The sequence below is a fragment of the Cupriavidus sp. Agwp_2 genome (assembly GCF_040784895.1).
GTDB lineage: Bacteria > Pseudomonadota > Gammaproteobacteria > Burkholderiales > Burkholderiaceae > Cupriavidus.
Window position 1 is genome coordinate 741,449 of the sequence record NZ_CP088084.1, and the last position, 24,207, is coordinate 765,655.

Consider the following 24,207-nt stretch of genomic DNA (forward strand, 5'->3'; position numbering starts at 1 on the left):
GCAAGGCTATCATCGCACACGCCCGGCGCACTGTCGTCCGGATGACAAACTCCCCGCAAACCCGCGCCAGCCAAGGCTTACGCAAATCTTACAAAGTGCCGCGCAGCCGCTCGCGCCGATGTCATGACCGCATCCCAGAACCCTGCCCGCGCCCCGGAAAGCACGCTGGCCAGCCATGCGTGGTACGCCGCGCTGGCGGCTGAACACCAGGCGCTGGCCGCGCGCGAAACGCTGCTGCAGGCCTTTGCCGCGGGCGCCTTCATTGCCCGGCGCGGCGAGCCATCGCGCTACTGGATCGGGGTCGACAGCGGCCTGATCAAGCTGGCGGTGTACACGCCGGACGGGCGCGGCTGCACTTTTTCCGGCGTGCCGGCCGGCGGCTGGTGCGGCGAAGGCAGCGTGATCAAGCGCGAAGACCGCCGCTACGACGTGATCGCCATCCGCGATTCGCAGGTGCTGCTGGTGCCCGAGCCGGTCTTCAACACGCTGCTGGCGCAGAGCCTGCCGTTTGCAAGCTTTGTCGTACGCCAGCTCAACGAGCGCATGGGCCAGTTCATCGCCACGGTGCAGAACGACCGCCTGCTCGGTGCCGATGCGCGCGTGGCGCAGGCGATCGCACAGTTGTTCCATCCCGACCTGTATCCGCGCACCAGCCCCGTGCTGGAGCTGTCGCAGGAAGAAATTGGCCTGCTTACCGGGCTGTCACGGCAACGCGTCAACCAGGCGCTGCGCCGGCTGGCCGAGGCCGGCATGGTTCACCTGTCCTACCAGAGCATCCGCGTGACCGACCTGCCGCGGTTGCGCAGCTACGGGCTGTCAGAGCTGTAGCCGCCGAGGTTGGCGGCGCCGGCTGCCAGCCACATGTCTTATTTGTGTGTCAATCACCAGAACACGGGTTACCTTGCACCCCGCCGTTCGCGCACACTCGCGCCCGCAGGGCGGGCCAGCCACCCTGTTGGCAGGGCTCGCATGAGCCACGGGTCGACCAGCGCAATCCCTGCCATAACTAGCATCACACAAAGCAAATACAGGGATGAAAACCACAAACTTGTTTCTGACGGGTCTGGCTGCTGCAGTGCTGACGGCATGCGGCGGTGGAGGAGATAGCCAGGCTCCGGCGGCTTCGGCGCCGGCCACCACCAAGATCAGCGGCACCGCCGCAGTGGGTGCAGCGCTGGGCAATGCCAGCGTGCAGGCCAAGTGCGCATCGGGCAGCGGCACCGCCACCACCGCGGCGGACGGCACCTTCACCATCGATATCCCGAACGCCACGCGCCCGTGCGTGCTGAGCGTCACGACGCCGGACGGCACCACGCTGCATTCGGTCGTGGAAGCCGGCAGCGGCACCACCGCCACGGCCAACATCACGCCGCTGACCGAGCTGATCACCGCCTCGCTGGCACAGGGCGACACCGACGCCTTCTTCAACCAGTTCGACGCCAGCGCCCAAGCCAGGCTGACCCCCAGCGGCCTGAGCACGGCCACCGAGGCAGTGAAGCTGGTGCTGACCGGCGTGGTCGACCTGACCGGCGTCGACCCGCTCAAGGGCGCGCTGGTGGCGGCCAACGGCAACACTGCGGGCAACGCGCAGGACAAGCTGCTCGACCAGCTCGGCGAGCGGCTGGAATCGTCGAAGACCACGCTCGACGAGCTGTCTTCGGCGGTGGCTTCCAATGCGGGCGCAACGGCGGTCCAGACTGCGCTGCAACCGGCGGCGGCTAGCTGCGCGGGGCTGCGCACGGGCAAGTACCACCTGGTGGGCCTGAGCTATCCGTCCGGCACGATTGCCGAGGTCGACGCCAGCGCGCTGACGATCACCCAGAAGTCCAGCTTCGGCGCCGATGCGACCTCCGGCCCGTCGCTGACGCTGACCCCGGATGCCGCCGAAGCCTGCCGCTTCACCGTGGCGTCAGGCGGCAGTGCGTCGACTGTGCTGATGTCGAAGTCCGGCGTTGGCCTGGTTGTACCGGCAGTGGCCACGAGCAGCGTGGCGGTGGGCATGCTGATTCCTGCCCAGTCCCTGACCCTGGCCGACCTCGCCGGCAACTGGAACGGCCTTGGCTACGAGCGCGAGGACGCCGGCTCGCCGCTCAAGCCGAGCCGCGTCACGCTGAGCCTGGATGCCGCCGGCAAGGCGACCGCGGGCGCCGACTGCACGGGCCTCAACAGCTGCGAAAGCTGGCCGGCAGCCGAGCTGCCGACCTTCTCCGCAATCGGCAACGGCATCTTCGGCTTCAACGACCTCTATGCCACCGCGCAGCCCGTCTACACGTTCAAGGGCACCGACGGCCAGGTGATGGCGGTAATCCCGCATGAAGACGGTTTCATGGTCTTCAACAAGCAGGCCGACCGCGCGCTGCCGGTAGTCGGCACCAGCAACGCCTATTGGGATAACGCGGTGATGTACCTGCCGCCCCTGGGCGGTGGCACGCCTGTGCTGAACTTCACCGGTACGGAGAAGTGGAGCACGGTGGTGGAATCGGCCGACACGCAAACCGGCATCTATACCCGCAAGCGCGTCGAAGACGGCCGCCTGGACAGCTGGAAGCAAAACGTCCCGGCGCCTGGCCTGCGCTATCGCGAACCGAGCACCGCCGCATCCGAGTCGATCGCGATGGTGCTGGGCAACACCGGCGTGAACGTGTCGATCGGCGTGAACAACGCCAACTTCTACAGCATCTCGGTCAATCGTCCGTAATTGACTGCATGGCGAATCCGGACAAATGTTGTCCGGAGACGCTCCAGGCCGGCGCCGCCCCGCGACGCCGGCCTTTTTTCTTTTCCCTGACCCGTCCTGAATAAGGTTGACACTTTTCTGGCTGTGACGAGGAGAGTGCCTTGGAGACGGATCGAAAGCGAACCCAGCGTGATTACACGCTGGCTTTTAAGCTGGCGGTTGTGGAGGAAGTAGAAAGAGGCGAGTTGACGTACAAGCAGGCGCAAAGCAAGTATGGAATCCAGGGCCGGTCCACGGTGCTGGTATGGTTACGCAAGCACGGACTACAGGACTGGAGCGGCACGTTGCCACAGGGCACCCGGTACGCCACGATGGGAAAACAAGACAAAGCCAAGCCCCGTACCCCTGAGCAGCGGATCAAGGAGCTGGAGGCTCAGTTGCGCGAAGCGCAGGAGAAAGCGCGGCTGTTCGAGACGGTGATCGACGTGATTCAGAAGGAGCACGGGGTTCGCATCGTAAAAAAGCCTTCGGGCAAGTCCTCGCGCAAGAGCTCATCCAAGGGCTAAGCGTTAGCAGGGCTTGCCGTTACTTCGGCATCAGCCGCCAGGCATACTACAAGCGCCGCGACAGTGAGCTTAGGCAGGCCGCCCGGGATGCCAGGATTTGCGCGCTGGTCACCGAGGTGCGACTGCGCCAGCCGCGCATAGGCACTCGCAAACTGCAGCGGGTGCTGCAGGTGCCGTTGGAGAAGGCGGATATCCGAGTGGGCCGTGATCGGCTGTTCGATGTCCTGCGCGCGGCGCGGCTGCTTGTGAAGCCGCATCGGGCGTATCACAAGACCACCAACAGCCATCACCGCTTCCGACGCCATCCCAACCTACTCAAGGACGGGCCGCAGAAGGTGGTGCCTACCGCCGCCGAACAGGTCTGGGTGGCTGACATTACGTATCTTCCCACCGCCGGGCAGACGGTCTATCTGAGCCTCGTCACGGATGCCTGGTCGCGAAAGATCGTGGGCTACCACGTCCATGACGGCCTGCAGACCGAGCAAGTAAGCCAGGCGCTGAAGATGGCGCTACGCTCGCGCCAGTCCCGGCAGGCGCTGGTGCACCATTCGGACCGAGGAATTCAATACTGCGCCACCTACTACCAGGCCATCCATCAGCGGCATGGCCTGACCTGTTCCATGACCGACGGCTACGACTGCTACCAGAACGCCATGGCAGAGCGCATCAACGGCATCCTCAAGAGCGAATTCCTGCTGAACCGACCGGCTGATCTGCAGCAAGCGGCTCGCATGGTAAGGGAGTCAGTTGAGATCTATAACCGTGAACGCCCCCATCAAGCCCTGAAATACAAAACGCCCGATGAGGTTCATCGGGCGTCCGTTGCTATGGGTTGCTAGGTTCAAATGACCCAGCAGAACCTGTCAACCTATGTCAGGACTTGACACCCGTTGTACACCGCAGGCAAAAAAAATACCCACAGCCGGGTGGTAGTGGGTAACGAAAAGTGGTTGTGGACACGTCGCGGAACTGTCCACGCCGAGGATCTTCGCACTGACGGCGCGCACGGCCAATAATCTTTCCGGACTAGTCGCGCTCACGCGTCTGTTGCATGGACAAGCGCGGCGGATTCTTGTCCAATACCTGTCGCACCGTGCCGGCTGCGACGGCATCCACTGTCCTGCACCGGCCATACGCGGTGCCCTGCCCCCAATGCCACAAGCCCGCCTGCTGCTGATCGACGACCACACCCTGTTCCGCACCGGCCTGCGCCTGGTCCTGGCCGACAGCCCGAGCGTCGGGCAGATCATCGAAGCGGGATCCGTGATGCAGGCGGTACAGGATCACGGCGGCGCCGTGGTCGATATCCTGCTGCTCGATATCCAGATGCCCGGACTGAACGGCATCGAGGGCGTCAAGGTGCTGCGCCGGCATTTCCCGACGGCGCGCATCCTGATCGTGTCCGGCACCTCCGGCCTTGAAATCATTCCGGCCGATGTCCGGCGCGAGATCGCCGGCTTCCTGCCCAAGTCAGCCGATGCGCGCGAGATCGAGGAAGCGATCGCCTGCTGCCTGACCGGCGGCACCCATTTCTCCGATGACGCCAATACCGCCGGCCGGGCCGTCGCGCAGGCACCGTATGCTGCCAGCGCACTGACGCCGCGCCAGCTGGAGGTGCTGCACCAGTTGACGCTGGGCCGCTCGAACAAGGTCATTGCCTACCATATGGGCCTGTCCGAAAACACCGTGCGCGTCCACGTGGCCGCCATCCTCGACCACCTCGGCGTGGTCAGCCGTGTCGAAGCCATCCTGGAAGCGCAGCGCCGCGGGCTGGTGCAGGCGGCGCGATGAGCGCGGACAAGGCGCCGCCGCGCGTAAGGGAAGATTGCCCTCAAGGCCTGCGGCTGCTGCCGCGCTTCGATGCGCCCCGGCTGCTGGCCGCGCAGATGGAGCTGATCGACCAGAGCTTCGGCATCGCCATGCTGGGCTGCTCGCTGGCGGCCTTTATCCTCGCCGCGGGCCTGACGCTGTCGGGCGACCGCCCCGGCGCCCTGCCCTGGGCCTGCGCCATGGCAGCGGCCTGCGCGGTGGCGTACTTCGGGCGGCTGGCGTTGCCCGCGCGGCTGACCGAATCCGGCGCGTACCGCTATGCGCGCGGCATGACCGCCATGCTCGCGCTGATCGGCGCGCTGTGGGGATGGGTGGCGTGGTTGTACCTGGACGTGCGCACGCCGGCGGTGGTGATCTGCGTGCTGTCGCTGATCGCCGGCATGAGCGCGGCAGCGCTGGCGGTATTCTCCGCCTGCCTGCCGGTGGCGATCGGCTTCTTTGTCCCGTCGATCGTGCCGGTCTGGATTGCCTTCCTGGCCACCGGCGATATCGAATACCTGCCGATGTTCCTCGGCACGCCGCTGTACCTGTTCGTGCTGATCATGTTCGCGCGCAACTATTCGCGCGTGGCGCGGCATTCGATCGCGCTGCGCTTCGAGAATGTCGAGCTGATTTCACAGCTGCGCGAGCAGACCGCGCGCGCCGAGGCGGCGCAGCACGCGGCCGAGGAAGCGAGCCGCGCCAAGTCGGTGTTCCTGGCCTCGGCCAGTCATGACCTGCGCCAGCCGCTGCATGCGATGGGGCTGTTCCTGGTGTCGCTGGGCCGCACCGCGCTGGATGCGCGCCAGCGCCAGTTGCTGGCGCATATCGAGGCGTCGTCCGGCGCCGCGCGCGAGATGCTGAACTCGCTGCTCGACTTTTCCAAGCTCGAAGCCGGGGTCATCACGCCGCGGCTGCGGCCGTTCCGCCTGCAGCCGCTGCTGCACAAGCTGGAGAACGAATTCGCGCCGCAGGCCGATGCGCGCGGGCTGGTGTACCGCACGCGCGATACCACCACGACGCTATATGGCGATCCCACGCTGGTCGAACTGGTGCTGCGCAACCTGATCGCCAATGCGATCCGCTATACCCGGCACGGCGGCGTGCTGGTGGCCTGCCGCCGGCGCCGGCTGCATGCCGTGATCGAGGTGTGGGACACCGGCATCGGCATCCCTGCCGCGCAGCATCGCGAGATCTTCCGCGAGTTCCACCAGCTCGGCAATCCGGAGCGCGACCAGCGCAAGGGGCTGGGGCTGGGCCTGGCCATCGTCGACGGGCTGGCGCGCACGATCCGCACGCGCGTGACGCTGGGCTCGCGCCCCGGGCGCGGGTCTGTGTTCCGCTTCAGCATGCCACTGGCCTGGAGCACGCCGGAAAACGTACCACGGCCCCTCGCGCCTCGTGGCCTGGACGGGTTGCGCGTACTGGTGATCGACGATGACGAAGCGATCCGCACTGCCATGTCGGAGTTGCTGGGCGCATGGCAATGCGAGTGCCGCACGGCCGAATCCGAGGACGAGGCACTGGCCATGCTTGCGGCCTTTCAACCCGCATTGGTGCTTGCGGACTACCGCCTGCGCGGCCACCGCACCGGCCAGGAAGCGCTGGACGCGATCCGGCAGCAGGTGGGCCACCATGTGCCGGCGATCATCATCACAGGCGATACGGCGGCGGACCGGCTGCGCAGCGCGCATGCAACCGGCACCTTGCTGCTGCACAAGCCAGTGGTTCCGCAGGAATTGCATGCAGCGATCGACACGCTGCTGCGCGAGGCACCAGCGCAGCAGACGCAGGGCGAGACACACCACGGCCAGACTCAGGCCGAGGCTGAGTAGGACGGCCCTTCCGCATCAAGGAAGGCCGCGCACCGCTGCGGGTGTCAACCGCCCGAATGCAGCGGGGACAGCGAATAGGCGAGCACCAGGCCCGCCACGATCGCCGGTGAACCCAGGCGAATCGCGGCGCTGCGCGACAGCACGCCAAGGTACACATATAAGCACACCAGCACCATCGCAGTCACATACAGCAGGCTGTCATAGACTTGCATGGATGTCTCCCTTGCCATTTGTTCTTATTGCTTTACTTCGGTGGTCTGCCGACGAAGCGTGATGCAATGCGTGGGGGGCGCTCCGCCGACATGCTATGGCTGTCTACAAGGATAGTCGGGAGTTCGCGGGGTCGTGGCAATCATGGAAATCCCTTTGCGGCGCCGCACCACGGCTGGTGCGGCGCCGCAACAAGGAGTCGTGGCAAATCAGCTGGCAGGCGGCATTTCCGGGTTCCAGGCGACCTCCCACAGGTGTCCGTCGGGATCCTGGAAATAGCCGGCATAACCGCCCCAGAACGTGTCCTGCGCCGGCTTGACCTCGGTGGCGCCCGCTGCAAGGGCCTGCGCCATCACGGCATCGACTTCCGCCTTGTCGCCAACGTTGTGGGCCAGCGAAAAATCGGTGGACGCCCGCGGTGTCACCGTCAGGCCGGCATCGTGCGCCAGGCTCGCGCGCGGCCACAGCGCCAGCTTCAGCCCGGACTGCAGGTCGAAGAACGCGACCGCGCCGTGCTCGAACTGCTGGCCGACAATGCCGGGTGTCGACAATCCCAAACCGTCGCGATAGAAGCGCACGGCGCGCTCAAGGTCGTCGACGCCCAGCGTGATGAGTGTGATGCGAGGCTTCATGGCACTACCCTGCTATGAAAAACGCGCGCAAATGTGCGCGCCGTTTCCTTCCCGCCCCGTGGCTCCTTGCTGGCCGACCTCGTCTCTGACGGACGTAACTTTCCCGCCTGCGATTGGCAACATGCCTCTCGCAGTGCGATTCGTTGCCGAATCACTCGCCACGGGTAGCGCAGTTTCGGTTGCGAGCCGTTCAAGGTTGATCGCTGCGTTGTAATCGCGGTCATGACTCATGCCGCAGGCCGGGCACACGACACGACGCTCGCTAAGCGCAAGCCTGTCGAGCTTATGGCCACAGCAGGACATCAGCTTACTCGAGGGAAACCAGCGATCGGCAAACACAAGGTGCGTGCCGTATTTCTTCGCCTTGTATTCCATTTGCCGGCGAAACACACTCAGCCCCATGTCTGATAGTGAGCGTGCAAGACGCTCATTCTTGAGCATACCGCCGACGTTGAGATCCTCCAGGCCAATCGCTTGGTTTTCACGGCATAGCCTGGTGGTTGTCTTGTGCAGGAAATCCTGCCTGATATTAGCGACGCGGGCGTGCAGGCGTGCCAGCCGTGCAGCACTGTCGATCTGGCCAGAAGACCGCGCCGGCTGTGGTTTGGTGTTCGGACGTAGCGGCCCAATGAAATCTCGGCTGAAGGCCGCGCGCCCTGGCTTCGCCATCTCAACCTTCCGGGAAAGGCGTCGAGACCGGATTCGCAGGCGCCGTAGCGCTGCTTTCAATGGCTTTGGGCCCTCGAACGTTTCCCCCGTCGAAAGCGTGACGGCCGATTTGATCCCAAGGTCCACGCCAACCACGCCATTGCCGGTGCGAGGGACGAACGCCACGTCGTCCGCCACCTCTACCTGGACCGAGATGAACCAACGATCAGCGCGTCGGCTCACGGTGGCGCCAATGACTCGCCCGGGGAACCGCAGCGCCTCCCGCATGGCAACCCGCCCAATCAATGGCAGCACAACCGACCGTCCGTCAAACCTTACCTTATCATTGGCGACGTAGAATCCGTCCTTGCATTGACCTTTCTTCTTGAACCTCGGGGCATGCGCTTTTATCCCCGACTTAATGTCAGAGAAGAATTTCGACCAAGCCTTGGATAGATTAGCGAATGGCTGGGCATGCGCGTCACGATGGATGTCGGCCATCCACGGGTACTGTTGATACTTGATGGCGTTAAAGGACTTCTTCAGCGCCATTGCGCTCGGCTTACCGCCGGCTGCGCGTTGGCGGTTCCATTCTGCCAGCGCCCAGTTCCATACGAAACGCGCACACCCAGCCGCCCTCGCGAAGTAATCGACTTCGCGCTGGCTGGTCACAAGTTCGATCGTATGGGCGAGCAGCATTGGCAGCGGCCTTTGTGTTCCAGATCGCGGCTTAAGAGCGTACGCTGGGCATGCACGATTATGCACCTATCGACACGTTCATGCTACCTAGAGGCATCTCCTGAACATGTCGTGGGCCTAGCGCATCCCGAACGCTGCGCCGGCAAACAGGTCCTTCAGCTCGCGCGGCTGCGAGCGCCAGTACTGCTTCGGCGCATGGACGCTGGCGCCCAGCCGAGCGGCCGCATGCCACGGCCAGCGCGGGTCGTACAGCATCGCGCGCGCCAGCGAGACGGCATCGGCCTCCTGGTTGGCGATGATCGCTTCGGCCTGCTCGGGCTCGGTGATCAGGCCGACCGCGATCGTCGGCAGCCCGACTTCGGCCTTGACGCGCTGTGCGTATGGCACCTGGTAGCCTGGGCCGAGCTTGATGGCCTGCTGCGGCGAGACGCCGCCGGTGGTGACGTGGATGGCCGCGCAGCCGCGCGCCTTCACTGCCCTGGACAAGGCCACGGTGCCATCGATGTCCCATCCGCCCGGCACCCAGTCGGTGGCCGAGATGCGCATCCACACCGGCCGCTCCGCGGGAAACGCGGCGCGCACCGCGTCGAAGACTTCGATGGGGAAGCGCATGCGGTTTTCCAGGCTGCCGCCGTATTCGTCGTCGCGATGGTTGGCCAGCGGCGACAGGAACTGGTGCAGCAGGTAGCCGTGCGCCGCATGGATCTCGATGCCGTCCAGCCCGAGCCGCGCCGCGCGCAGTGCCGCAGCGACAAAGTCGTCGCGCACCTTGTCCATGCCGGCGCGGTCGAGCGCGGCCGGCGGCACTTCGCCGTCGCCATGCGGCACCGCCGATGGCGCCACGGCGTGCCAGCCGCGGGGCGCGTCCGGCGCGATCTGCTGCCCGCCATCCCACGGCGCGTGGCTCGAGGCCTTGCGCCCGGCATGGCCAAGCTGGATCGCGATGCCGATCGGCGAATGCGCGCGCATCGCCTGCACCACGCGTCCCAGCGCCGCCTCGTTGTCGTCCGAGTACAGGCCCAGGTCCTGCGGCGTGATGCGCCCTTCCGGCGAGACCGCGGTCGCTTCCACGATCAGCATGCCGGCGCCGGACAGCGCCAGCGTGCCGAGGTGGATCATGTGCCAGTCGCCGGCGTTGCCGTCGTGCGCCGAGTACTGGCACATCGGCGCAATCATGATGCGGTTGGCGAGGCGGAGGTTGCCGATTTCGAGAGGTTCAAACAGATGGCTCATGCGTGCTGTTCCTTGCAGGTCTTGCTGGCCCGCAGCGGGGCCGGGGAAATCTGGATTCTAGGCCGATGCCGGGATTGCTGCCGGCGGCGTTCACGGTGCCGCGCGGCGTTCGCCGGCCAGGCTCAACACGAGCGCCAGTACCAGCGCCACCGCGCCGCAGCCGAAGATCAGCGCGTAGTTTTCATGCGAATGCGCAAACATCCACGCATAGCCATAGCCGGCCACCGCCTGGAACAGCGCGAATGCACTGGTGGCATGGCTCCACGCCGCGCGCTGTGCGGCCGGGTCGTGCGGCAGCGTCTCCTGGATCGCGCCCAGTCCCAGCGGCGCAATGCCGGGCGTGAAGGCGCCGAGCACCACCGCCGCCACGCCAAGCGCCAGCGGATCGCCACACAATGCCAGCATCGCCGTGGCGAGACCCTGCAGCAGCAGCGCGACGCGATAGGCCACGCCGAAGCCGATGCGTTCGCCGGCAAAGCCGCACACCAGCGGCCCGGCGATCGCGCCCAGGCCATAGAGCACCCAGTAGGACGCGCCGACGGCACTGCCGCGTCCAAGACCACGCGCGACAAGGTCGACCAGCAGCATCATGGCCGGCACCAGGCCGAACGCGTTGATGGCGTATTGCGCATAAAGCCATTGCAGCCGGCGGCGCGCCCCTGCCGGCGGTGCTGCCGTGGCCGCCGTGCCCGCGGCGGATTGCGGCAGCGGACCGGGCCAGCCGAACCAGCTGAACGCGGTCAGCGCCAGCGCTACGGCGCCAAGGCCTAGCCAGGTCTCGCGCAGGCCGAACTGCAGCAAGCGCGGCACCAGCGTGCCCGACGCGGCGATACCCAGCCCGAGCCCGACGAAGATCGTGCCCATCGCCAGCCCGCGGCGCGGCGCCGGGATATGCGGCAGGATCGAGGTCGCCACCAGCACCATGATCCCGCCCCCGGCCAGCCCGGAGACAAAGCGCCAGCCAAAGAACCACGCCACCGACAGGGGCCAGGCGCAGGCAAAGAATGCCAGCGTGGCGGCGAGCATCAACGCACGCAGCACCGTGCGGCTGGACCAGACCGACACCAGCGGCCGCCCCAGCAACGCACCGGCCAGGTAGCCGGCGAAATTGGCCGCGCCCAGCGCGACGGTTTGCGAGGCCGGGAACCAGTGGGCCTGGATCAGCGGAGGAATCAGCGCGGTGTAGGCAAAGCGCGCGAGGCCGATGGCCACGAGGCTTGCACAGAGGCCGCACAGCGCGGCGTAGATCTCGCGCCATGCCAAAGGATCGGGCGCCGTGTGAGCGGCGCAGAGGCCGGCAGGTCTGGACATGGGAATCTCCGGTTCGGCCCCTGCCCTTGCGCCGGGCAAAACGGGGCCATCGGCGCCGGGCATGGCACCGGAAAATGGCATGCAGCCGCCCGTCACGCTGCCGGGGCGGCGTGTCCGGGAACTACAAACGGGAAAGGTCAGGGAGGAATGGCGAGAATCAGCCGGTGCCGGGCACGGAAGCCGTGCTCAACGGTGGCAAGCCGAGCAGTGCCAGCGTCGGCCGCACAGCAGCCTCCAGCAACGCGCGCTGCGGGGCAGCGCGGGCCAGCACGCGCATGCCGAGCAGCGTCGCCAGCAGCTGTGCGGAAGCATCGTCGGCCGACACGCCGGCGTTGGCCGCGCCCTGCTGCTGTGCCGTGGCAAACCGGTCCCGGAAGAACGCGCGGATTTCCGCGAACGCGTCCGCGACCTTCTGCTGCACGTCGGGAGCTTCAGGCGTGGCTTCCAATGCGGTATTGACCAGCAGGCAGCCGCGATGCAGCGGATCCGCCAGCGAGCGCTCCAGGCTCTCCGACAGGTATGCCGAAATGGCCGCGCCGGGTGGCAGCGTTGCGCCCAGCCGGGCGATCCGCTCGCGCATGCTGGCTTCGAGATAACCCTCCAGCGCCAGCAGGAACAGCGTGCGCTTGTCGCCGAAAGCGTTGTACAGGCTGGGCTGGGTCAGGCCCATCACGTTAGTCAGGTCGCGCGTGGAAGTGGCTTCATAGCCGCGCGCCCAGAAGGCGTCCAGCGCTGCCGTCAGCGCGGCCTGCTCATCGAATTTGCGGGGTCTGGCCATGGTCGCTCGATTTTGTATCGTTCGCTATGAAACGAATTATAGATCGATCGATACAAAACACAAGGCCATGCTTATGCAAGGGTCAAGCCGTCGCCAGCGGGTCGGGCGCGACCAGCCGCAGCCAGCTCGCGACCGCCGCCACGGCCGCAAACCCGGCGCCCAGCGCCAGGGCCAGGCCCGGACCGTGCGTCCCGCCAATGCCAAAGCACAACGCCACCAGCGCGGCGCCGGTGGCCTGGCCCAGCAGGCGTGCGGTGGCAATCACCCCGCTGGCACCGCCGCTGCGTTCGCGCGGCGCGCTGGCCATCAAGGCTTTCAGGTTGGGCGACTGGAAGAAGCCGAAGCCGGCGCCGCAGATGCACATGCGGATGCCAATATCGAGCGCACTGGGATTGGCGGGCAGCAGCGCCAGCGAGACCATGCCCGCGCTCAGCACCGCCAGCCCCACGCCACCGAGCAGGCCCGGCGGATAGCGGTCGGAGAGCCGGCCAGCCAGCGGCGCGATCAGCGCCACCACCACCGACCATGGCGTCAGCAGGAAACCGGTCTCGACCTGCCCTCGCCCCAGCACATGCTGGAAGTAGAACGGCAACGACACGAACGCCAGCCCCTGCGCCGCGAACGAGCACACCGCGGTCAGCGTCGACAGCGCGAACATGGGCCGCCGGAACAGGTCCAGCGGCAGCATCGGCGCGGCCCGCCCGCGTTCGCGCCAGACCAGCAGGCCGAACGCCACCACGAACACCCCGGCGGCCGCCAGCGACTCGTGCAGCGGCGCGCGCTGCGCGCCCTCGCCAAGTGCAAAGATCAGCGCAGCAAACGCCACCACGTTCAGCAGCGCCGCCACACGGTCGAACGTCTGCGTGCTGCGCGGCGTCTGCGGCAGCGCGCCACGCGCGATCCCCAGGGCCAGCAGTCCGATCGGCAGGTTGACGGCAAACAGCCATGGCCAGGTGCCGAACGACAGGATCACCGACGCCACCGTCGGCCCGACCGCGAACGACACGCCCACCACCAGCGCATTCAATCCCAGCCCGCGCCCGAGCCGGTGCATCGGGAAGATGGAACTGATCAGCGCCGTGTTGACGCTCATGATCGCGGCCGCGCCGATGCCTTGCAGCGCACGTGCCGCCGCCAGCGTCGGCAATGACCACGCCAGCGCGCACACGACCGACGCAACGGTGAACACTGCGACGCCGCCAAGATAAATGCGCCGGTGCCCCAGGATGCCGCCGAGTGCCGCAAACGGCAGCAGCGTGGCGACCATGGCCAGCTGGTAGGCATTGATCACCCAGACCGACGCCGCCGGCGTGGCGTGCAGGTCGGCGGCGATCGATGGCAGCGCCGTATTGGCGATGGCGGTATCGAGGGTCGCCAGGGCGACGGCGATCAGGATGGCGGCCATGCCGCGCCGCTCGCGCGCGGTCATGGCGTTGTCTGCGGCGGCTGCAGGGGCGGACGGGAGGGGCGCTGTGTTGGACACTGTCGTTACCGGTTACCGGATGCCGCCAGTGGCGGCATCCGTCCGACACGATACGGGAAAATCCTTCAGCGCGCTGAAGACAGCTTCATATGTATGCACATTTGCCGACCGCTCACGCCCTCTTCAGTCAAGCCCGCCTGGCACCGGCAGACCGAGGTTGCCGCGCAACGTGTCAGCCTCGTAGTCGCGCCGGAAAGCGTTCCGCTCCTGCAGGATCGGCACCACCTCGCGCGTGAAGTCCTCTAAGCCGCCGGGAAAATACGCCGGCATGATGTTGAACCCGTCCGCAGCACCCGCAGCGACCCACTGGATCATGTGTTGCGCAACCTGCTCCGCTGTCCCGACCACGATCTGGTGGCCACGGGCGCTGGCTACGAGGTGGTAGAGCTGGCGCAGCGTCAGCCCGCGCTCTTCGGCAAGCCTGAGCAGCAGCGCGCTGCGGCTGTGCACCACCTGTTGCGGTGCCAGCGGCGGCAGCGGCTCGTCCAGGTCATGGCCCGATACATCGATCGTCAGCTGCTCGCTCAGGATGGCCAGTGCATTGGACTGGTCGGTAAACGATTGCAGCTGCGCCAGCTTGTCGTGCGCTTCCGCCTCGGTGCGCCCGATGATGGGCATCAGGCCGGGCATGATCAGGCATTGCGCCGGGTTGCGGCCCTGGGCCCTGACCTGTGCCTTCAATCCCTGCGCAAAATCGCGCGCCGCCTCCAGGTCCTGCTGCGCGGTGAACACCACCTCGGCATGGCGAGCCGCGAGGGCCTGCCCCGGCCCGGACGATCCCGCCTGGATCAGTACCGGATGGCCCTGCTGGCTGCCGGTGACGTTCAACGGGCCCGCGACGGAGAAATGCTTCCCCTGGTGATTGAGCGCATGCATCCTGGCCACATCGACATAGATGCCGGCCTCCTTGTCCTGCACGTAGGGATTGGCATCCCAGGAGCGCCACAAGCCCTTGACGACCGAGACAAACTCGTCGGCAATCTCATAGCGCTGGGCGTGATCGGGATGCCGGCTGCGGCTGAAATTGACTGAACCGTCGGCGAAGGTCGTGACGATATTCCAGGCGGCACGGCCCCGTGACAGCTTGTCGACCGTGGCCAGCGTGCGCGCCAGGTTGAACGGCTCGCTGTAGGTGGTCGATGCCGTACCGGCCAGGCCGATATGCGAAGTCACCATCGACAGGGCGGCGAGCATGGCCAGCGGATCCGGGCGCGTGATCATCGACGGATGCGCATCGGCCGATGTCAGCAGGCGGTCGCCGAAGAACACCATGTCGAATTTCGCGCGCTCGGCGGCCTGCGTCATGCGCACGACCAGGTCGATATTTTCGGTGCCGGATTCAGCGTCGGGATAGCGCCAGCCGGCGGCATGGTGGCCGGCGGCGAGCAGGAACAGGCCAAGCTTCATGGGGGAACAATCTCTGAAAAGGCAGGAAAGGCGGGACTCTTTCTTAGTTGGATTGCAGCGCGCCGTCCTTGACCACGCGTGCGGCAATGTCATGGACCTGGCGGATGCGCTGCGACGCCTGCTCCGGCGTCAACGGCTGCACGTCCACCTGCACACGGTTCAGCGCGGAGATGGTGTCGGGTTCCTTGAGGATCTCGCCAATCAGGCGGCGCAGGTTCGCCAGCACCTCCGGCGGCACGCCCTTGGGCGCGCTGATAAAGAAGGCGCCGGCCAGCGCGTCTTCCCAGCCCTTGACGCCGGCTTCGCGAATCGACGGCACATTGGGCAGCCCCTGCGCCTTGGCGCCGCCGAAATACGCCAGCGCGCGCAGCTTGCCCGCCTTGATATACGACGCGCTCAGCGGATCGAAAACGATATCGACATGGCCCGCCACCACATCGGCCACCGCCGGCGCACTGCCCTTGTACGGGACATGGCGGATGTCGATGTTGGCCACGCGCTTGAGCAGCTCGCCCGCGAGGTGGCCGGGCGTGCCGTTACCCGAGCTCGAGTACGTCAACGCCCCCGGATGGGCACGGGCATACGCGATCAGTTGTGGCAGCGTCTGCGCCGGCACGGCGGGATTGACCGCCACCGTTGCCAACGAATTGCCGATATAGGACACCGGCACCAGGTCGGTGAACGGGTCGAACTTCACCTGCATCAGCTGCGGGGCGATGGCGAGGTTGCCGATCGACGTGCTCAGCAGCGTATAGCCGTCCGGTGCCGCCGCGGCGACATACCCCGCGCCCAGCGTGCCACCGGCTCCTGGCTTGTACTCGATCACGACCGGCTGGCCGGTCTTCTCCGACAGCCGCCTGGTGATGATGCGCGCGACGTTGTCGTTCGTGCCACCCGGGGTGTAGGGCACCACGTAGGTGATGGGCTTCTGCGGAAAGCCCGGCTCGGCCAGTGCGCGGGCCGTTACGCAGAACGCAAGCAGAAGGGAAGCAAAGGTGCGGGACAGGGCGGAGGGCGTTACGGAGGGCATGGTTATCGTCGGTGCTTCTGCCGCCATGAATCGGATGCAGGGTTGGCGGGCGGCAAGCGGCCATCGTACGGTGCCGCGACTGACGAACGAAATGCCGATTCGGCATGTGCATAGACGCCGGCGCCTCATATCGGCATGCGTAAAGCGTTTGCACGGTGCCAGCCGGATTTGCGCATAACGATCACCGAAAACATTCCTTATCGGGGCGTGATCGCCACCGAAATAATGCAGGTTCTGCTGACGCCCCACGTTGTTTCCATGATCGTTCGTTACGTATCCCGCCTGCGCCGTTCGCTGGGCGCGCTCACCTGGCTTGCCGCCCTTGCCGGCACGGTCGCACCGGGACTTTCGCTGGCACAAACCGGCGCCCTGCCCACTGTCGTGCCCGCCGGAACCAAACTCGTCGTCGCCGACCAGAATGAAGCCCTGCAGACCTTGCTGCGCGTTTCCGGCGAGCAATCCAGACTGACCGCGCAGGTCAGCTATGCCAACTTCCTGGGCGGCCCTTCGATCCTTGAGGCCTTCCGGGCCGGCGCGCTCGATCTCGCCGTCGTGGGCAACACGCCGCCGATCCAGGCCCATGCAGCTGGCGAGCCCCTGCCGATCGTCGCGGTACGCAAGACCAGCGCGCCCGACTACCAGCTCGCGGTGCGGCCGGGGCTGACCATTGCTTCGCTGAAGGACCTGAAAGGCAAGTCGATCGCCTACGCCGAAGGCACCGGCCGCCAGCCCTTCGTGCTGACGGCGCTGAAGGTGGCCGGCCTGTCGCGGCGCGACGTGAAGCTGGTGCCGCTGCGCGCCGGCGACTTTCCCACGGCGATCCGCGCCGGCCAGGTAGACGTTGCTGCGCTGAACGAACCGCACTTCAGCCGCTACCTGCGCGACTTCGCCGACCGCAAGGCGAGCGCGATCCCGGCTTCCGAGCACCGCCAGTTGCCCACGCGCCTCGCCTATCTGTACGCCAGCCCCAAGGCGCTGTCGGACCCGGGCAAGACCGCGGCGATCCGCCAGTTCGTCGAGGCGTGGATCCGGGCCAACGACTGGGCGGAAAAGCATCCCCAGCAATGGGTCCAGGCCTACTACGTGAAGCAACAGGGGCTGCGTGAGGAGGACGGCCTGGCCATCGTTCGCGCCGATGGCCAGGCCACCTATCCGTTGCTCGCCGATTCGATCGCTCCGCAGCAGGGACTGATCGATTTGATCCAGGAGGCTGGCGATATTCCGCGGCGCCTCGACGCACGCCAGGAATTCGACCTGCGTTTCGATCCCGTGATCCGTGCGGCCGTGGCAAGCCTGCCGGCCACGCGACAGTAGGAGACAGACATGACCGCCCCGCTTTCCTCCGCTGCCGACACGCGCGCGCAGGCGCCCTGGATATCCACGCCCGGAACCACGGCGCCACCCGCCGGCAAACCGTCCCGGTCGCGCACGCCCCGGCTGGTACCGGGCCGCCTGGGCGGCCTGGGCCTGTTGACCGGGCCCTTGCTCCTGCTGATCACGTGGGAACTGGCGTCCCGTACCGGCCTGTTGCCCCCCCGGCTGCTCGCGGCGCCTTCGACGGCAATCGAGACCGGATTGCAGATGCTTGGCGACGGCACGCTGCTGCCGCAACTGTGGGCCTCCGCGCAGCGCGCCTACGCGGGGCTGCTGTCCGGCGTGGCCGTTGGCGTGGCGCTGGCGCTGCTGTCAGGCCTGAGCCGCTGGGGCGAGGCGTGCTTTGACGGTCTGGTCCAGATCAAGCGTGCGGTACCGACGCTGGCGCTGCTGCCACTGGCCATCCTGTGGCTCGGCATCGGTGAAACGCTGAAGGTCACGCTGATCGCCGCCAGCGTGATGGTGCCGGTCTATATCAATACCCATGCGGGCCTGCGCGGCCTCGACATCCGCTTTGTCGAGCTGGCGCAAAGCGTGGGGCTGTCGCGCGCCGAGTTTATCCGCAGGGTGGCGCTGCCGGGCGCCCTGCCCGGCTTCTTTACCGGCCTGCGGCTCGCCGTGACCACCTGCTGGGCTGCCCTGGTGGTGCTGGAGCAGATCAATACCACCGAAGGCATCGGCTACCTGATGAATCGCGCACGCGACTACGGCCAGACCGATGTCATCGTGGTAGGCCTGCTGATCTACGCACTGCTCGGCCTCAGTTCCGACCTGCTGGTGCGCCTGTGGCAACGCAAGGCCTTGTCCTACCGCAGGGTGATCGGATCATGAGCAACGTTGGCGTCGAAGTCGAGCACCTCACGCGCCGCTATGGCGAGCGCAAGGTACTGGACGACCTAAGCTTCCGCATCGAACCCGGCGAATTCGTCGCGCTGATCGGCAAGAGCGGCTCGGGCAAGAGCACGCTGCTGCGCGCGCTGGCAGAACTGGACACGGACGTTGCCGGCGAGGGCCGGATCCGTGTTCCGCAGGCGCGTTCGGTGCTGTTCCAGGACTCGCGGCTGCTGCCATGGGAACCCGTGCTGGCCAACGTCACGCTGGGGCTGCATGACGCGGACGCCACCGCCCGCGCACGCAGCGCCCTGGCCAGCGTCGGCCTTGCCGGCCGCGAGAATGCCTGGCCGGTTGCGCTGTCCGGCGGCGAGCAGCAGCGCGTGGCGTTGGCGCGCTCGCTGGTACGCAAGCCCGCGCTGCTGCTTGCCGACGAGCCGTTCGGCGCGCTGGATGCACTGACGCGGCTGAAGATGCAGCAACTCCTGCACGGGCTTGTCCACCAGCACCGGCCGGCAGTGGTCTTTGTCACCCACGATGTCCACGAGGCGCTCGCCCTCGCCGACCGCGTCATGGTGATGGACGCGGGTCGCATCCGCGTCGACCAGCGTATCTCGCTTTCCCATCCACGCAAGGCCAACAAGGACGCCTGCAACGAACTGCGCGACGCGCTGCTGGCCGCGCTCGGCGTCGAGATCGTCGCGTAAATCCACCGGCACAAGCCGAGCCTCATTCGCCAGCCTCACTCCGATCATGTCGAACAATCTGCACAACAGGCGCCTGCACCTGAACCTCTTCATCCACGGCCGCGGCCACCACGAAGCCGGCTGGCGCCATCCGCGCGCGACGCGCCAGGCACTGACGGATATCGGTTATTTCAGGCAGCTGGCGCGCACTGCCGAGGCAGGCTGCTTTGATTCGGTATTCCTGGCCGATGCGCTCGCGCTGGGCGACGGCATCGAGCACGTCGCCGGCGGCGCGCTGGAGCCGCTGACGGCAGTCGCCGCGCTGGCCGGAGCGACCGAGCGGATCGGCCTGATCGCCACCGCATCGACAACCTATTCCGAGCCGTTCAACCTGGCACGCCAGTTCGCTTCGCTCGACCATCTCAGCGGCGGCCGGGTTGGCTGGAATATCGTGACCTCCTGGGTGCAGGGCGCAAACCGCAACTTCGGCCTGGACACGCAACCGCCGCATGCGGAGCGCTACGCCCGCTCGCATGACTTCCTCGAAGCGGTCACGAAGCTGTGGGACAGCTGGGACGACGACGCCGTCATCGACGATCCGCATGGCGGCCAGTATGTCCGGCCTGCAGGCGTACGCCCGGTCGACCACGTCGGCCCGTTCCATCGCGTTGCCGGCCCGCTGAACCTGCCGCGCGGCCCCCAGGGTCGACCGGTGCTGGTCCAGGCCGGCTCGTCCGACGCGGGCAAGGCCTTTGCCGCCCGCCATGCGGAAGCCGTATTCACCGCCCATCTGCAAAAGGACACCGCCATCAGCTTCTATCGCGAGCTGAAGGAAAGGGCCCGGCTGCTCGGGCGCGAACCCGGCCAGATCATCATCCTGCCGGGCATCAGCCCGGTGATCGGATCGACCGACGACGAAGCGCAGCGGCATTGGGACGAGCTGAACGCGCTCACGGCGCCTTCCGTCGGCCTGGCGCGCCTGTCGAACCGGTTCGGCGGCCACGACTTCTCCCATCTCGACCTGGACAAGACCTTGTCGGTGCAGGACTTTCCCGACCCGGCCACGGTACAGGCGGCACAGAGCCGCGCCGTGGTCATCACCGCACTGGTGGAGCGTGAACGCCCGACCTTGCGCGAACTGCTCCACAAGCTCGCCGGCGCGCGCGGCCACTACACGATCGCAGGCTCGCCGCAACGCATCGCCGATACGATCGAGGACTGGTTTGCCAGCGGCGCCGCCGATGGCTTCAACGTGATGCCGCCTGTGCTGCCCGCCCACCTCGACGATTTCGTCGAGCATGTGGTTCCCATCCTGCAACGCAAGGGGCTGTTCCGGTACGAATATGACGCGCGCACGCTGCGCGGCCACTACGGCCTGGAACGGCCGGGCGTCTCCGCACGCTGATGCGGCGACGTCCCGGCCGGGCCGCCTGCCGGGTCAATCCAGCGTGATGCCCTCACGCTGGATCACCGCCGTCCAGCTGCTTTCTTCCTTCTCCACGCGCTTCGCGAAGTTTGCGGGATCGATCATCACGACATCGCCTTGCTGGCCCAAGGCTGCCTTTGCCTTCGCGTCTTCGAGAAGCCCCTGCGTGACCGAATGGAGCTTCTGTACGATCTGCGGCGGCGTGCCGGCCGGCGCCAGCATCCCGATCCAGAAGGTCACATTGAACGGCGAGATGCCAAGCTCCTCCAGCGTCGGCACATCCGGCAACTGCGTCATGCGCTTCGATGCGCTGACGGCGATGGGCTTCAGCTTGCCGGCCTTGATCTGAGGCAGCGCCGTCCAGGTGTCGAAGGCCGTATCCAGCTCGCCGCTGATCACCGCCAATTGCGCCTGTGCAGCCGACTTGTACGGAATGTGCGTGGTCTTGATCTTCGCCCGGTTGTTCAGCATGGCGAAGCTGAGATGCGCGATATTGCCCGGTCCGGCCGAGCCATAGCTGACCTTGCCGGGATGCTGCGTGGCGTAGCGTATGAGTTCCGGTACCGAACCCACAGCGTTTTTCTGCGACCATTCTGGATTCGTGACGAGGATAAATGGCGCTTCAAGGACCAGGGTGACTGGCGTAAAGTCTTTCGGCGAGTAAGTGCCCTTCTTGTAGATTTGCGGGTTGATGGTGATGCTGCTGGAGTTGGTGACCAGCAAGGTGTACCCGTCCGGCGCTGCCCTGGCCGCCTCGCCGACACCGATCAGTCCGTTCGCGCCCGCCTTGTTTTCCACGACCACGGGCTGGCCGAGGGACTTGGTCAGGCGCTCCGAAAGCACCCGTGCCACGGTATCGGTGAACGACCCCGCCGGGAAGGGAACGATCATCCGGATTGGCTTGTTGGGCCAGCCGGTACCCTGCGCCGCTGCCGGCGCGGCCATGGCCGTGGCCACCACGGCCAGCGTGACTGCCGCCATGCTGAACTTGCTGGTCTTTGCGCTGGCCTGGCAGCGCGGCATCCCTGTCGGTTTATTCACGTCGTCTCCGTATCGTAATAATGATGTTCTGAATGCTTGCCGGGCCTACGGCGTTTCCTTCGCGCGCTTTGGCTTTGCGACCGTGCCGGTGATGCCCTGTCGCTCCAGGTCTGCGATCTGGTCCGCGCCCAGTCCAAGCACGCGACTCAACACGGCTTCGGTGTGTTCGCCCAGCGTCGGCGCGACATTCCGCACTGGCGTTGGCTGCGGACCGGTCCGAAACCAGGGTGTGCTGGCCGTGTAAGTGCCGATGTGGGCGCGCTCCACTTCACGCCAGAATCCCCGCGCACGCAGATGGATGTCCTCCAGCACCTGCGACATGGGCCGGACCACGCCGGCAGCGACCCCGGCCTGTTGCAGCAGGTGCATTGCCGCTTCAGGGTCCCTGCCTGCGCACCAGACTTTGATGGCTTCGTCGATTCGTTCTTCCTCGACCCGCCGCCCTGCTGCTTGCGCCAGCCGTGGATCGGCAGCGAGGTCTGCGCGGCCGATCGCCCGGCCCAGCGCGGGCCAGTCCGCATCGGCCACCGTGAGCATGATCCAAGCGTCCTCGCCCGTGCAACGGAAGCAGCCATGCGGCGCGTACATCGGATGCCGGTTGCCCTGCCGAGGCGACACGGCGCCGGAGATGGATTGCTCCAGGATGAACGGTGCGGCCATCGGCAACATGGCCTCGACCTGTGACAGGTTGATATGCCGCCCCTGCCCCGTCGCTTGCTGGGCAAACAGCGCCAGCAGGATCGCCGCGCCACCGTTCAGGCCGCCGATCGGGTCGCCATAGGCGTATGACGTCATGGCGGGCGGGCCATCGGGGTGCCCCGTGTATAGCGGCAGCCCGCTGGCCTGCTCAAGCGTGCCGCCATAAGCGCGGGTATTGCTCCACGCATTGCCGAGCCCGAATGCCGGCATCGACAGCATGACCAGCCGGTCGTTCCTGGCGCGCAATGCCTCGTAGTCCAGCCCCAGCTTGGGCAAGACCTCGGCGGAGTAATTCTCGATGACCGCGTCGGCGCCTTCGACCAGTTGCAGCAGCAGTTGCTTGCCTTCCGGCCGTGTCAGGTCCAGCGTGATGCCCAGCTTGTTGCGGTTCATCAGGTTGAAGTTCGAGTTCTTCTCGTACAACCTGTCCCGGTAAAACGCCTCGGTGAAATTGGCGCCGCGCCACCAGTCGGGATAGCCGGTGCTTTCCACCTTGATGATCTCCGCGCCGAAGTCGGCCAGCGTCCTGGCCGCAAGCGGCCCCGCCCAGCCCATGGTCAGGTCGACGACGCGGATGCCTTGCAGCGGCAAGCGCTCGCTGGCCGTTCGCGCAAGCTGCAAACGCGGGCGATGATCCAGTCCCGACGTCCGATAGTGCAGGTCGTGCGCGCCCTTTGCCGGCGCAGCACCGCCCGGCAGCGGTCCCGCCGCATCGAGGGGTAGCGGCACGACCGGGCCTTCGAACGAAGCGCCGCCCACGCCGACCGGGACGAAGGCACCGCGCTGGCGATGCACCGCCTGGCCAAGCAGCGTTTCCATGGTCGGCACGATGACTGCCGGATGCTTCTTGTCACCCAGGATCTCGAACCACTGCTCAGCCGTGCGTGTCAGGAACGCGGGAACGAGCAGGTCGTCGATCTCGTCCGCCCGGTTCATCCGCTCCTGGCCGTTCGCGTAGCGAGGATCGCTGGCGAGGTCCGGACGTCCGATGGCCTCGCACAGCCCCGTCCACTGCGGCAGCGTGTGCGTGAAGATGCCGATCCACCCCTCGGCAGTCCGATAAATGCCGGCCGGATGCGTGCCGCAGAACCGGTTGACGCCAAGACGCCGGAGCGGGTGGCGGTTGTCCTGCACCATGCCGGCCTCCATCTCGACCACGCTGAAGATGGCTTCGTGGGCACTCAGCACATAACGGCGGCTCCCCTGCCCGCTACCGATCACCGCCGCGACAGCGGCCGAGAATGCGCTCAGCCCGACCACGATCGCCGTCTGCACGTCGTGCGGCATGTGTGGCGGGCCATCTGCCGGGCCACTGCCGTGCACGGCGCCGGCAAGCCCGCGGCACACCGCTTCGGCGCCTGCATGGTGGCTGTACGGCCCGGTCTCGCCGAACCAGGTCAGCGCCACCTCGATCGGCTCGTGTTCCTGCGGATCTTCGGCCGTACCCTGCCAGACCGGCGCGCCAAGAATGCCCGGGCCTTCAGTCAGGGCACGGGCATCCAGCACAACGTCGCACGTCCGCGCCAGCTGGGCCAGCCATGCGCCATCCTCGGCCTTCCCGTCCGCCGCGGTGACGCTGCGCTTGTTGGTGTTCAGCCAGGCGAACAGCGCGCTTTCCGGCTGCGCGGCACCCGGGGCGCTGACCATGGGCGGCATCTGCCGCCACGCGTCGCCAGCCGGGCTCTCCACCTTGATGACTTCGGCGCCGAAATCGGCAAACAGCTTGCCCGCGTACGCCAGCGCCGGCCCGCTGCCGACCTCCAGCACGCGCAACCCACCCAGCGCCAGCTGCGCCGGGTCAAACCCATGCTTGATCATGCAAACCTCCTGGC

The 24,207-nt window shown here is 66.6% G+C and carries 20 protein-coding genes; 9 read left to right on the top strand and 11 right to left on the bottom strand.

What is annotated here, in order from left to right; genetic code table 11:
• The first annotated feature begins 123 nt into the window (after positions 1 to 123).
• From LPA45_RS21150 to LPA45_RS21170, 5 genes are all read left to right on the top strand, one after another.
• Complete coding sequence (locus LPA45_RS21150; RefSeq protein WP_116321134.1) at positions 124 to 828, top strand: Crp/Fnr family transcriptional regulator; 705 nt, start codon at positions 124 to 126, stop codon at positions 826 to 828.
• Positions 829 to 1,033: 205 nt separating this feature from the next.
• Positions 1,034 to 2,698, top strand: coding sequence for a hypothetical protein (locus LPA45_RS21155; RefSeq protein WP_317925347.1), 1,665 nt, complete (start codon positions 1,034 to 1,036; stop codon positions 2,696 to 2,698).
• Between the two features lie 140 nt (positions 2,699 to 2,838).
• A protein-coding gene (locus LPA45_RS21160; protein ID WP_317924294.1) for an IS3 family transposase occupies positions 2,839 to 4,082 on the top strand; the annotation gives its coding sequence in 2 pieces (ribosomal slippage) (positions 2,839 to 3,192 and positions 3,195 to 4,082; 1,242 coding nt in all).
• Positions 4,083 to 4,395: 313 nt separating this feature from the next.
• Positions 4,396 to 5,034: a response regulator transcription factor gene (locus LPA45_RS21165; RefSeq protein ID WP_317919812.1), complete on the top strand. Its 639-nt coding sequence runs from the start codon at positions 4,396 to 4,398 to the stop codon at positions 5,032 to 5,034.
• Positions 5,031 to 6,887: a hybrid sensor histidine kinase/response regulator gene (locus tag LPA45_RS21170; RefSeq protein ID WP_317919811.1), complete on the top strand. Its 1,857-nt coding sequence runs from the start codon at positions 5,031 to 5,033 to the stop codon at positions 6,885 to 6,887. Before LPA45_RS21165 ends, LPA45_RS21170 begins: the two co-directional genes overlap by 4 nt.
• Before the next feature lie 44 nt (positions 6,888 to 6,931).
• Here LPA45_RS21170 and LPA45_RS21175 read toward each other — a convergent pair whose 3' ends face one another.
• The 9 genes from LPA45_RS21175 to LPA45_RS21215 all read right to left on the bottom strand — a co-directional run bounded on the left by LPA45_RS21175 (position 6,932) and on the right by LPA45_RS21215 (position 16,318).
• A complete protein-coding gene (locus LPA45_RS21175; protein WP_165971435.1) occupies positions 6,932 to 7,099 on the bottom strand; it encodes a hypothetical protein in 168 nt (55 codons plus the stop codon).
• A gap of 207 nt (positions 7,100 to 7,306) precedes the next feature.
• Entirely contained in the window at positions 7,307 to 7,729 is a 423-nt protein-coding gene (locus tag LPA45_RS21180; RefSeq protein WP_317919810.1) for a VOC family protein, read from the bottom strand.
• Between the two features lie 12 nt (positions 7,730 to 7,741).
• Entirely contained in the window at positions 7,742 to 9,076 is a 1,335-nt protein-coding gene (locus tag LPA45_RS21185) for an RNA-guided endonuclease TnpB family protein (RefSeq protein WP_317919809.1), read from the bottom strand.
• A gap of 117 nt (positions 9,077 to 9,193) precedes the next feature.
• Positions 9,194 to 10,309, bottom strand: coding sequence for an NADH:flavin oxidoreductase/NADH oxidase (locus LPA45_RS21190; RefSeq protein ID WP_116321139.1), 1,116 nt, complete (start codon positions 10,307 to 10,309; stop codon positions 9,194 to 9,196).
• Positions 10,310 to 10,399: 90 nt separating this feature from the next.
• Entirely contained in the window at positions 10,400 to 11,620 is a 1,221-nt protein-coding gene (locus LPA45_RS21195) for a YbfB/YjiJ family MFS transporter (RefSeq protein ID WP_317919808.1), read from the bottom strand.
• 157 nt (positions 11,621 to 11,777) lie between these two features.
• Entirely contained in the window at positions 11,778 to 12,398 is a 621-nt protein-coding gene (locus LPA45_RS21200; RefSeq protein ID WP_317919807.1) for a TetR/AcrR family transcriptional regulator, read from the bottom strand.
• An 82-nt stretch (positions 12,399 to 12,480) separates the two neighbouring features.
• Entirely contained in the window at positions 12,481 to 13,827 is a 1,347-nt protein-coding gene (locus tag LPA45_RS21205; protein ID WP_317919805.1) for an MFS transporter, read from the bottom strand.
• A gap of 177 nt (positions 13,828 to 14,004) precedes the next feature.
• Positions 14,005 to 15,288, bottom strand: coding sequence for an LLM class flavin-dependent oxidoreductase (locus LPA45_RS21210; protein ID WP_116321142.1), 1,284 nt, complete (start codon positions 15,286 to 15,288; stop codon positions 14,005 to 14,007).
• 43 nt (positions 15,289 to 15,331) lie between these two features.
• Complete coding sequence (locus LPA45_RS21215) at positions 15,332 to 16,318, bottom strand: tripartite tricarboxylate transporter substrate binding protein (protein WP_116321143.1); 987 nt, start codon at positions 16,316 to 16,318, stop codon at positions 15,332 to 15,334.
• 135 nt (positions 16,319 to 16,453) lie between these two features.
• Here LPA45_RS21215 and LPA45_RS21220 point away from each other — a divergent pair, with 135 nt between their 5' ends.
• From LPA45_RS21220 to LPA45_RS21235, 4 genes are read left to right on the top strand one after another with little or no spacing between them, the layout of a single operon-like run.
• Entirely contained in the window at positions 16,454 to 17,632 is a 1,179-nt protein-coding gene (locus LPA45_RS21220) for an ABC transporter substrate-binding protein (RefSeq protein ID WP_317919804.1), read from the top strand.
• A gap of 9 nt (positions 17,633 to 17,641) precedes the next feature.
• The gene (locus tag LPA45_RS21225) at positions 17,642 to 18,523 is read left to right on the top strand and encodes an ABC transporter permease (protein ID WP_317919802.1); all 882 of its coding nucleotides are present in this window, start codon (positions 17,642 to 17,644) and stop codon (positions 18,521 to 18,523) included.
• Positions 18,520 to 19,230: an ABC transporter ATP-binding protein gene (locus tag LPA45_RS21230; protein WP_317919801.1), complete on the top strand. Its 711-nt coding sequence runs from the start codon at positions 18,520 to 18,522 to the stop codon at positions 19,228 to 19,230. The genes LPA45_RS21225 and LPA45_RS21230 overlap by 4 nt, the downstream gene beginning before the upstream one ends.
• 46 nt (positions 19,231 to 19,276) lie before the next feature.
• Positions 19,277 to 20,614, top strand: a complete 1,338-nt coding sequence (locus LPA45_RS21235) for an LLM class flavin-dependent oxidoreductase (protein WP_317919800.1) — start codon at positions 19,277 to 19,279, stop codon at positions 20,612 to 20,614.
• Between the two features lie 33 nt (positions 20,615 to 20,647).
• Here the strand turns inward: LPA45_RS21235 and LPA45_RS21240 are convergent, their stop codons facing one another.
• Both LPA45_RS21240 and LPA45_RS21245 read right to left on the bottom strand, forming a co-directional pair.
• Positions 20,648 to 21,616 carry a tripartite tricarboxylate transporter substrate binding protein gene (locus LPA45_RS21240; RefSeq protein ID WP_376790673.1) on the bottom strand — a complete coding sequence of 323 codons (969 nt, stop codon included), beginning with the start codon at positions 21,614 to 21,616 and terminating at the stop codon, positions 20,648 to 20,650.
• Positions 21,617 to 21,721: 105 nt separating this feature from the next.
• A complete protein-coding gene (locus tag LPA45_RS21245; protein ID WP_317919797.1) occupies positions 21,722 to 24,193 on the bottom strand; it encodes a CoA transferase in 2,472 nt (823 codons plus the stop codon).
• Between the last annotated feature and the right edge of the window lie 14 nt (positions 24,194 to 24,207).

Excerpts from the sequence above, each read along its gene's own strand:
- LPA45_RS21150 (WP_116321134.1), top strand. The coding sequence starts at position 124 with ATGACCGCATCCCAGAACCCTGCCCGCGCCCCGGAAAGCACGCTGGCC.
- LPA45_RS21155 (WP_317925347.1), top strand. The coding sequence starts at position 1,034 with ATGAAAACCACAAACTTGTTTCTGACGGGTCTGGCTGCTGCAGTGCTG.
- LPA45_RS21165 (WP_317919812.1), top strand. The coding sequence starts at position 4,396 with ATGCCACAAGCCCGCCTGCTGCTGATCGACGACCACACCCTGTTCCGC.
- LPA45_RS21170 (WP_317919811.1), top strand. The coding sequence starts at position 5,031 with ATGAGCGCGGACAAGGCGCCGCCGCGCGTAAGGGAAGATTGCCCTCAA.
- LPA45_RS21175 (WP_165971435.1), bottom strand. The coding sequence starts at position 7,099 with ATGCAAGTCTATGACAGCCTGCTGTATGTGACTGCGATGGTGCTGGTG.
- LPA45_RS21180 (WP_317919810.1), bottom strand. The coding sequence starts at position 7,729 with ATGAAGCCTCGCATCACACTCATCACGCTGGGCGTCGACGACCTTGAG.
- LPA45_RS21185 (WP_317919809.1), bottom strand. The coding sequence starts at position 9,076 with ATGCTGCTCGCCCATACGATCGAACTTGTGACCAGCCAGCGCGAAGTC.
- LPA45_RS21190 (WP_116321139.1), bottom strand. The coding sequence starts at position 10,309 with ATGAGCCATCTGTTTGAACCTCTCGAAATCGGCAACCTCCGCCTCGCC.
- LPA45_RS21195 (WP_317919808.1), bottom strand. The coding sequence starts at position 11,620 with ATGTCCAGACCTGCCGGCCTCTGCGCCGCTCACACGGCGCCCGATCCT.
- LPA45_RS21200 (WP_317919807.1), bottom strand. The coding sequence starts at position 12,398 with ATGGCCAGACCCCGCAAATTCGATGAGCAGGCCGCGCTGACGGCAGCG.
- LPA45_RS21205 (WP_317919805.1), bottom strand. The coding sequence starts at position 13,827 with ATGACCGCGCGCGAGCGGCGCGGCATGGCCGCCATCCTGATCGCCGTC.
- LPA45_RS21210 (WP_116321142.1), bottom strand. The coding sequence starts at position 15,288 with ATGAAGCTTGGCCTGTTCCTGCTCGCCGCCGGCCACCATGCCGCCGGC.
- LPA45_RS21215 (WP_116321143.1), bottom strand. The coding sequence starts at position 16,318 with ATGCCCTCCGTAACGCCCTCCGCCCTGTCCCGCACCTTTGCTTCCCTT.
- LPA45_RS21220 (WP_317919804.1), top strand. The coding sequence starts at position 16,454 with ATGCGTAAAGCGTTTGCACGGTGCCAGCCGGATTTGCGCATAACGATC.
- LPA45_RS21225 (WP_317919802.1), top strand. The coding sequence starts at position 17,642 with ATGACCGCCCCGCTTTCCTCCGCTGCCGACACGCGCGCGCAGGCGCCC.
- LPA45_RS21230 (WP_317919801.1), top strand. The coding sequence starts at position 18,520 with ATGAGCAACGTTGGCGTCGAAGTCGAGCACCTCACGCGCCGCTATGGC.
- LPA45_RS21235 (WP_317919800.1), top strand. The coding sequence starts at position 19,277 with ATGTCGAACAATCTGCACAACAGGCGCCTGCACCTGAACCTCTTCATC.
- LPA45_RS21240 (WP_376790673.1), bottom strand. The coding sequence starts at position 21,616 with ATGGCGGCAGTCACGCTGGCCGTGGTGGCCACGGCCATGGCCGCGCCG.
- LPA45_RS21245 (WP_317919797.1), bottom strand. The coding sequence starts at position 24,193 with ATGATCAAGCATGGGTTTGACCCGGCGCAGCTGGCGCTGGGTGGGTTG.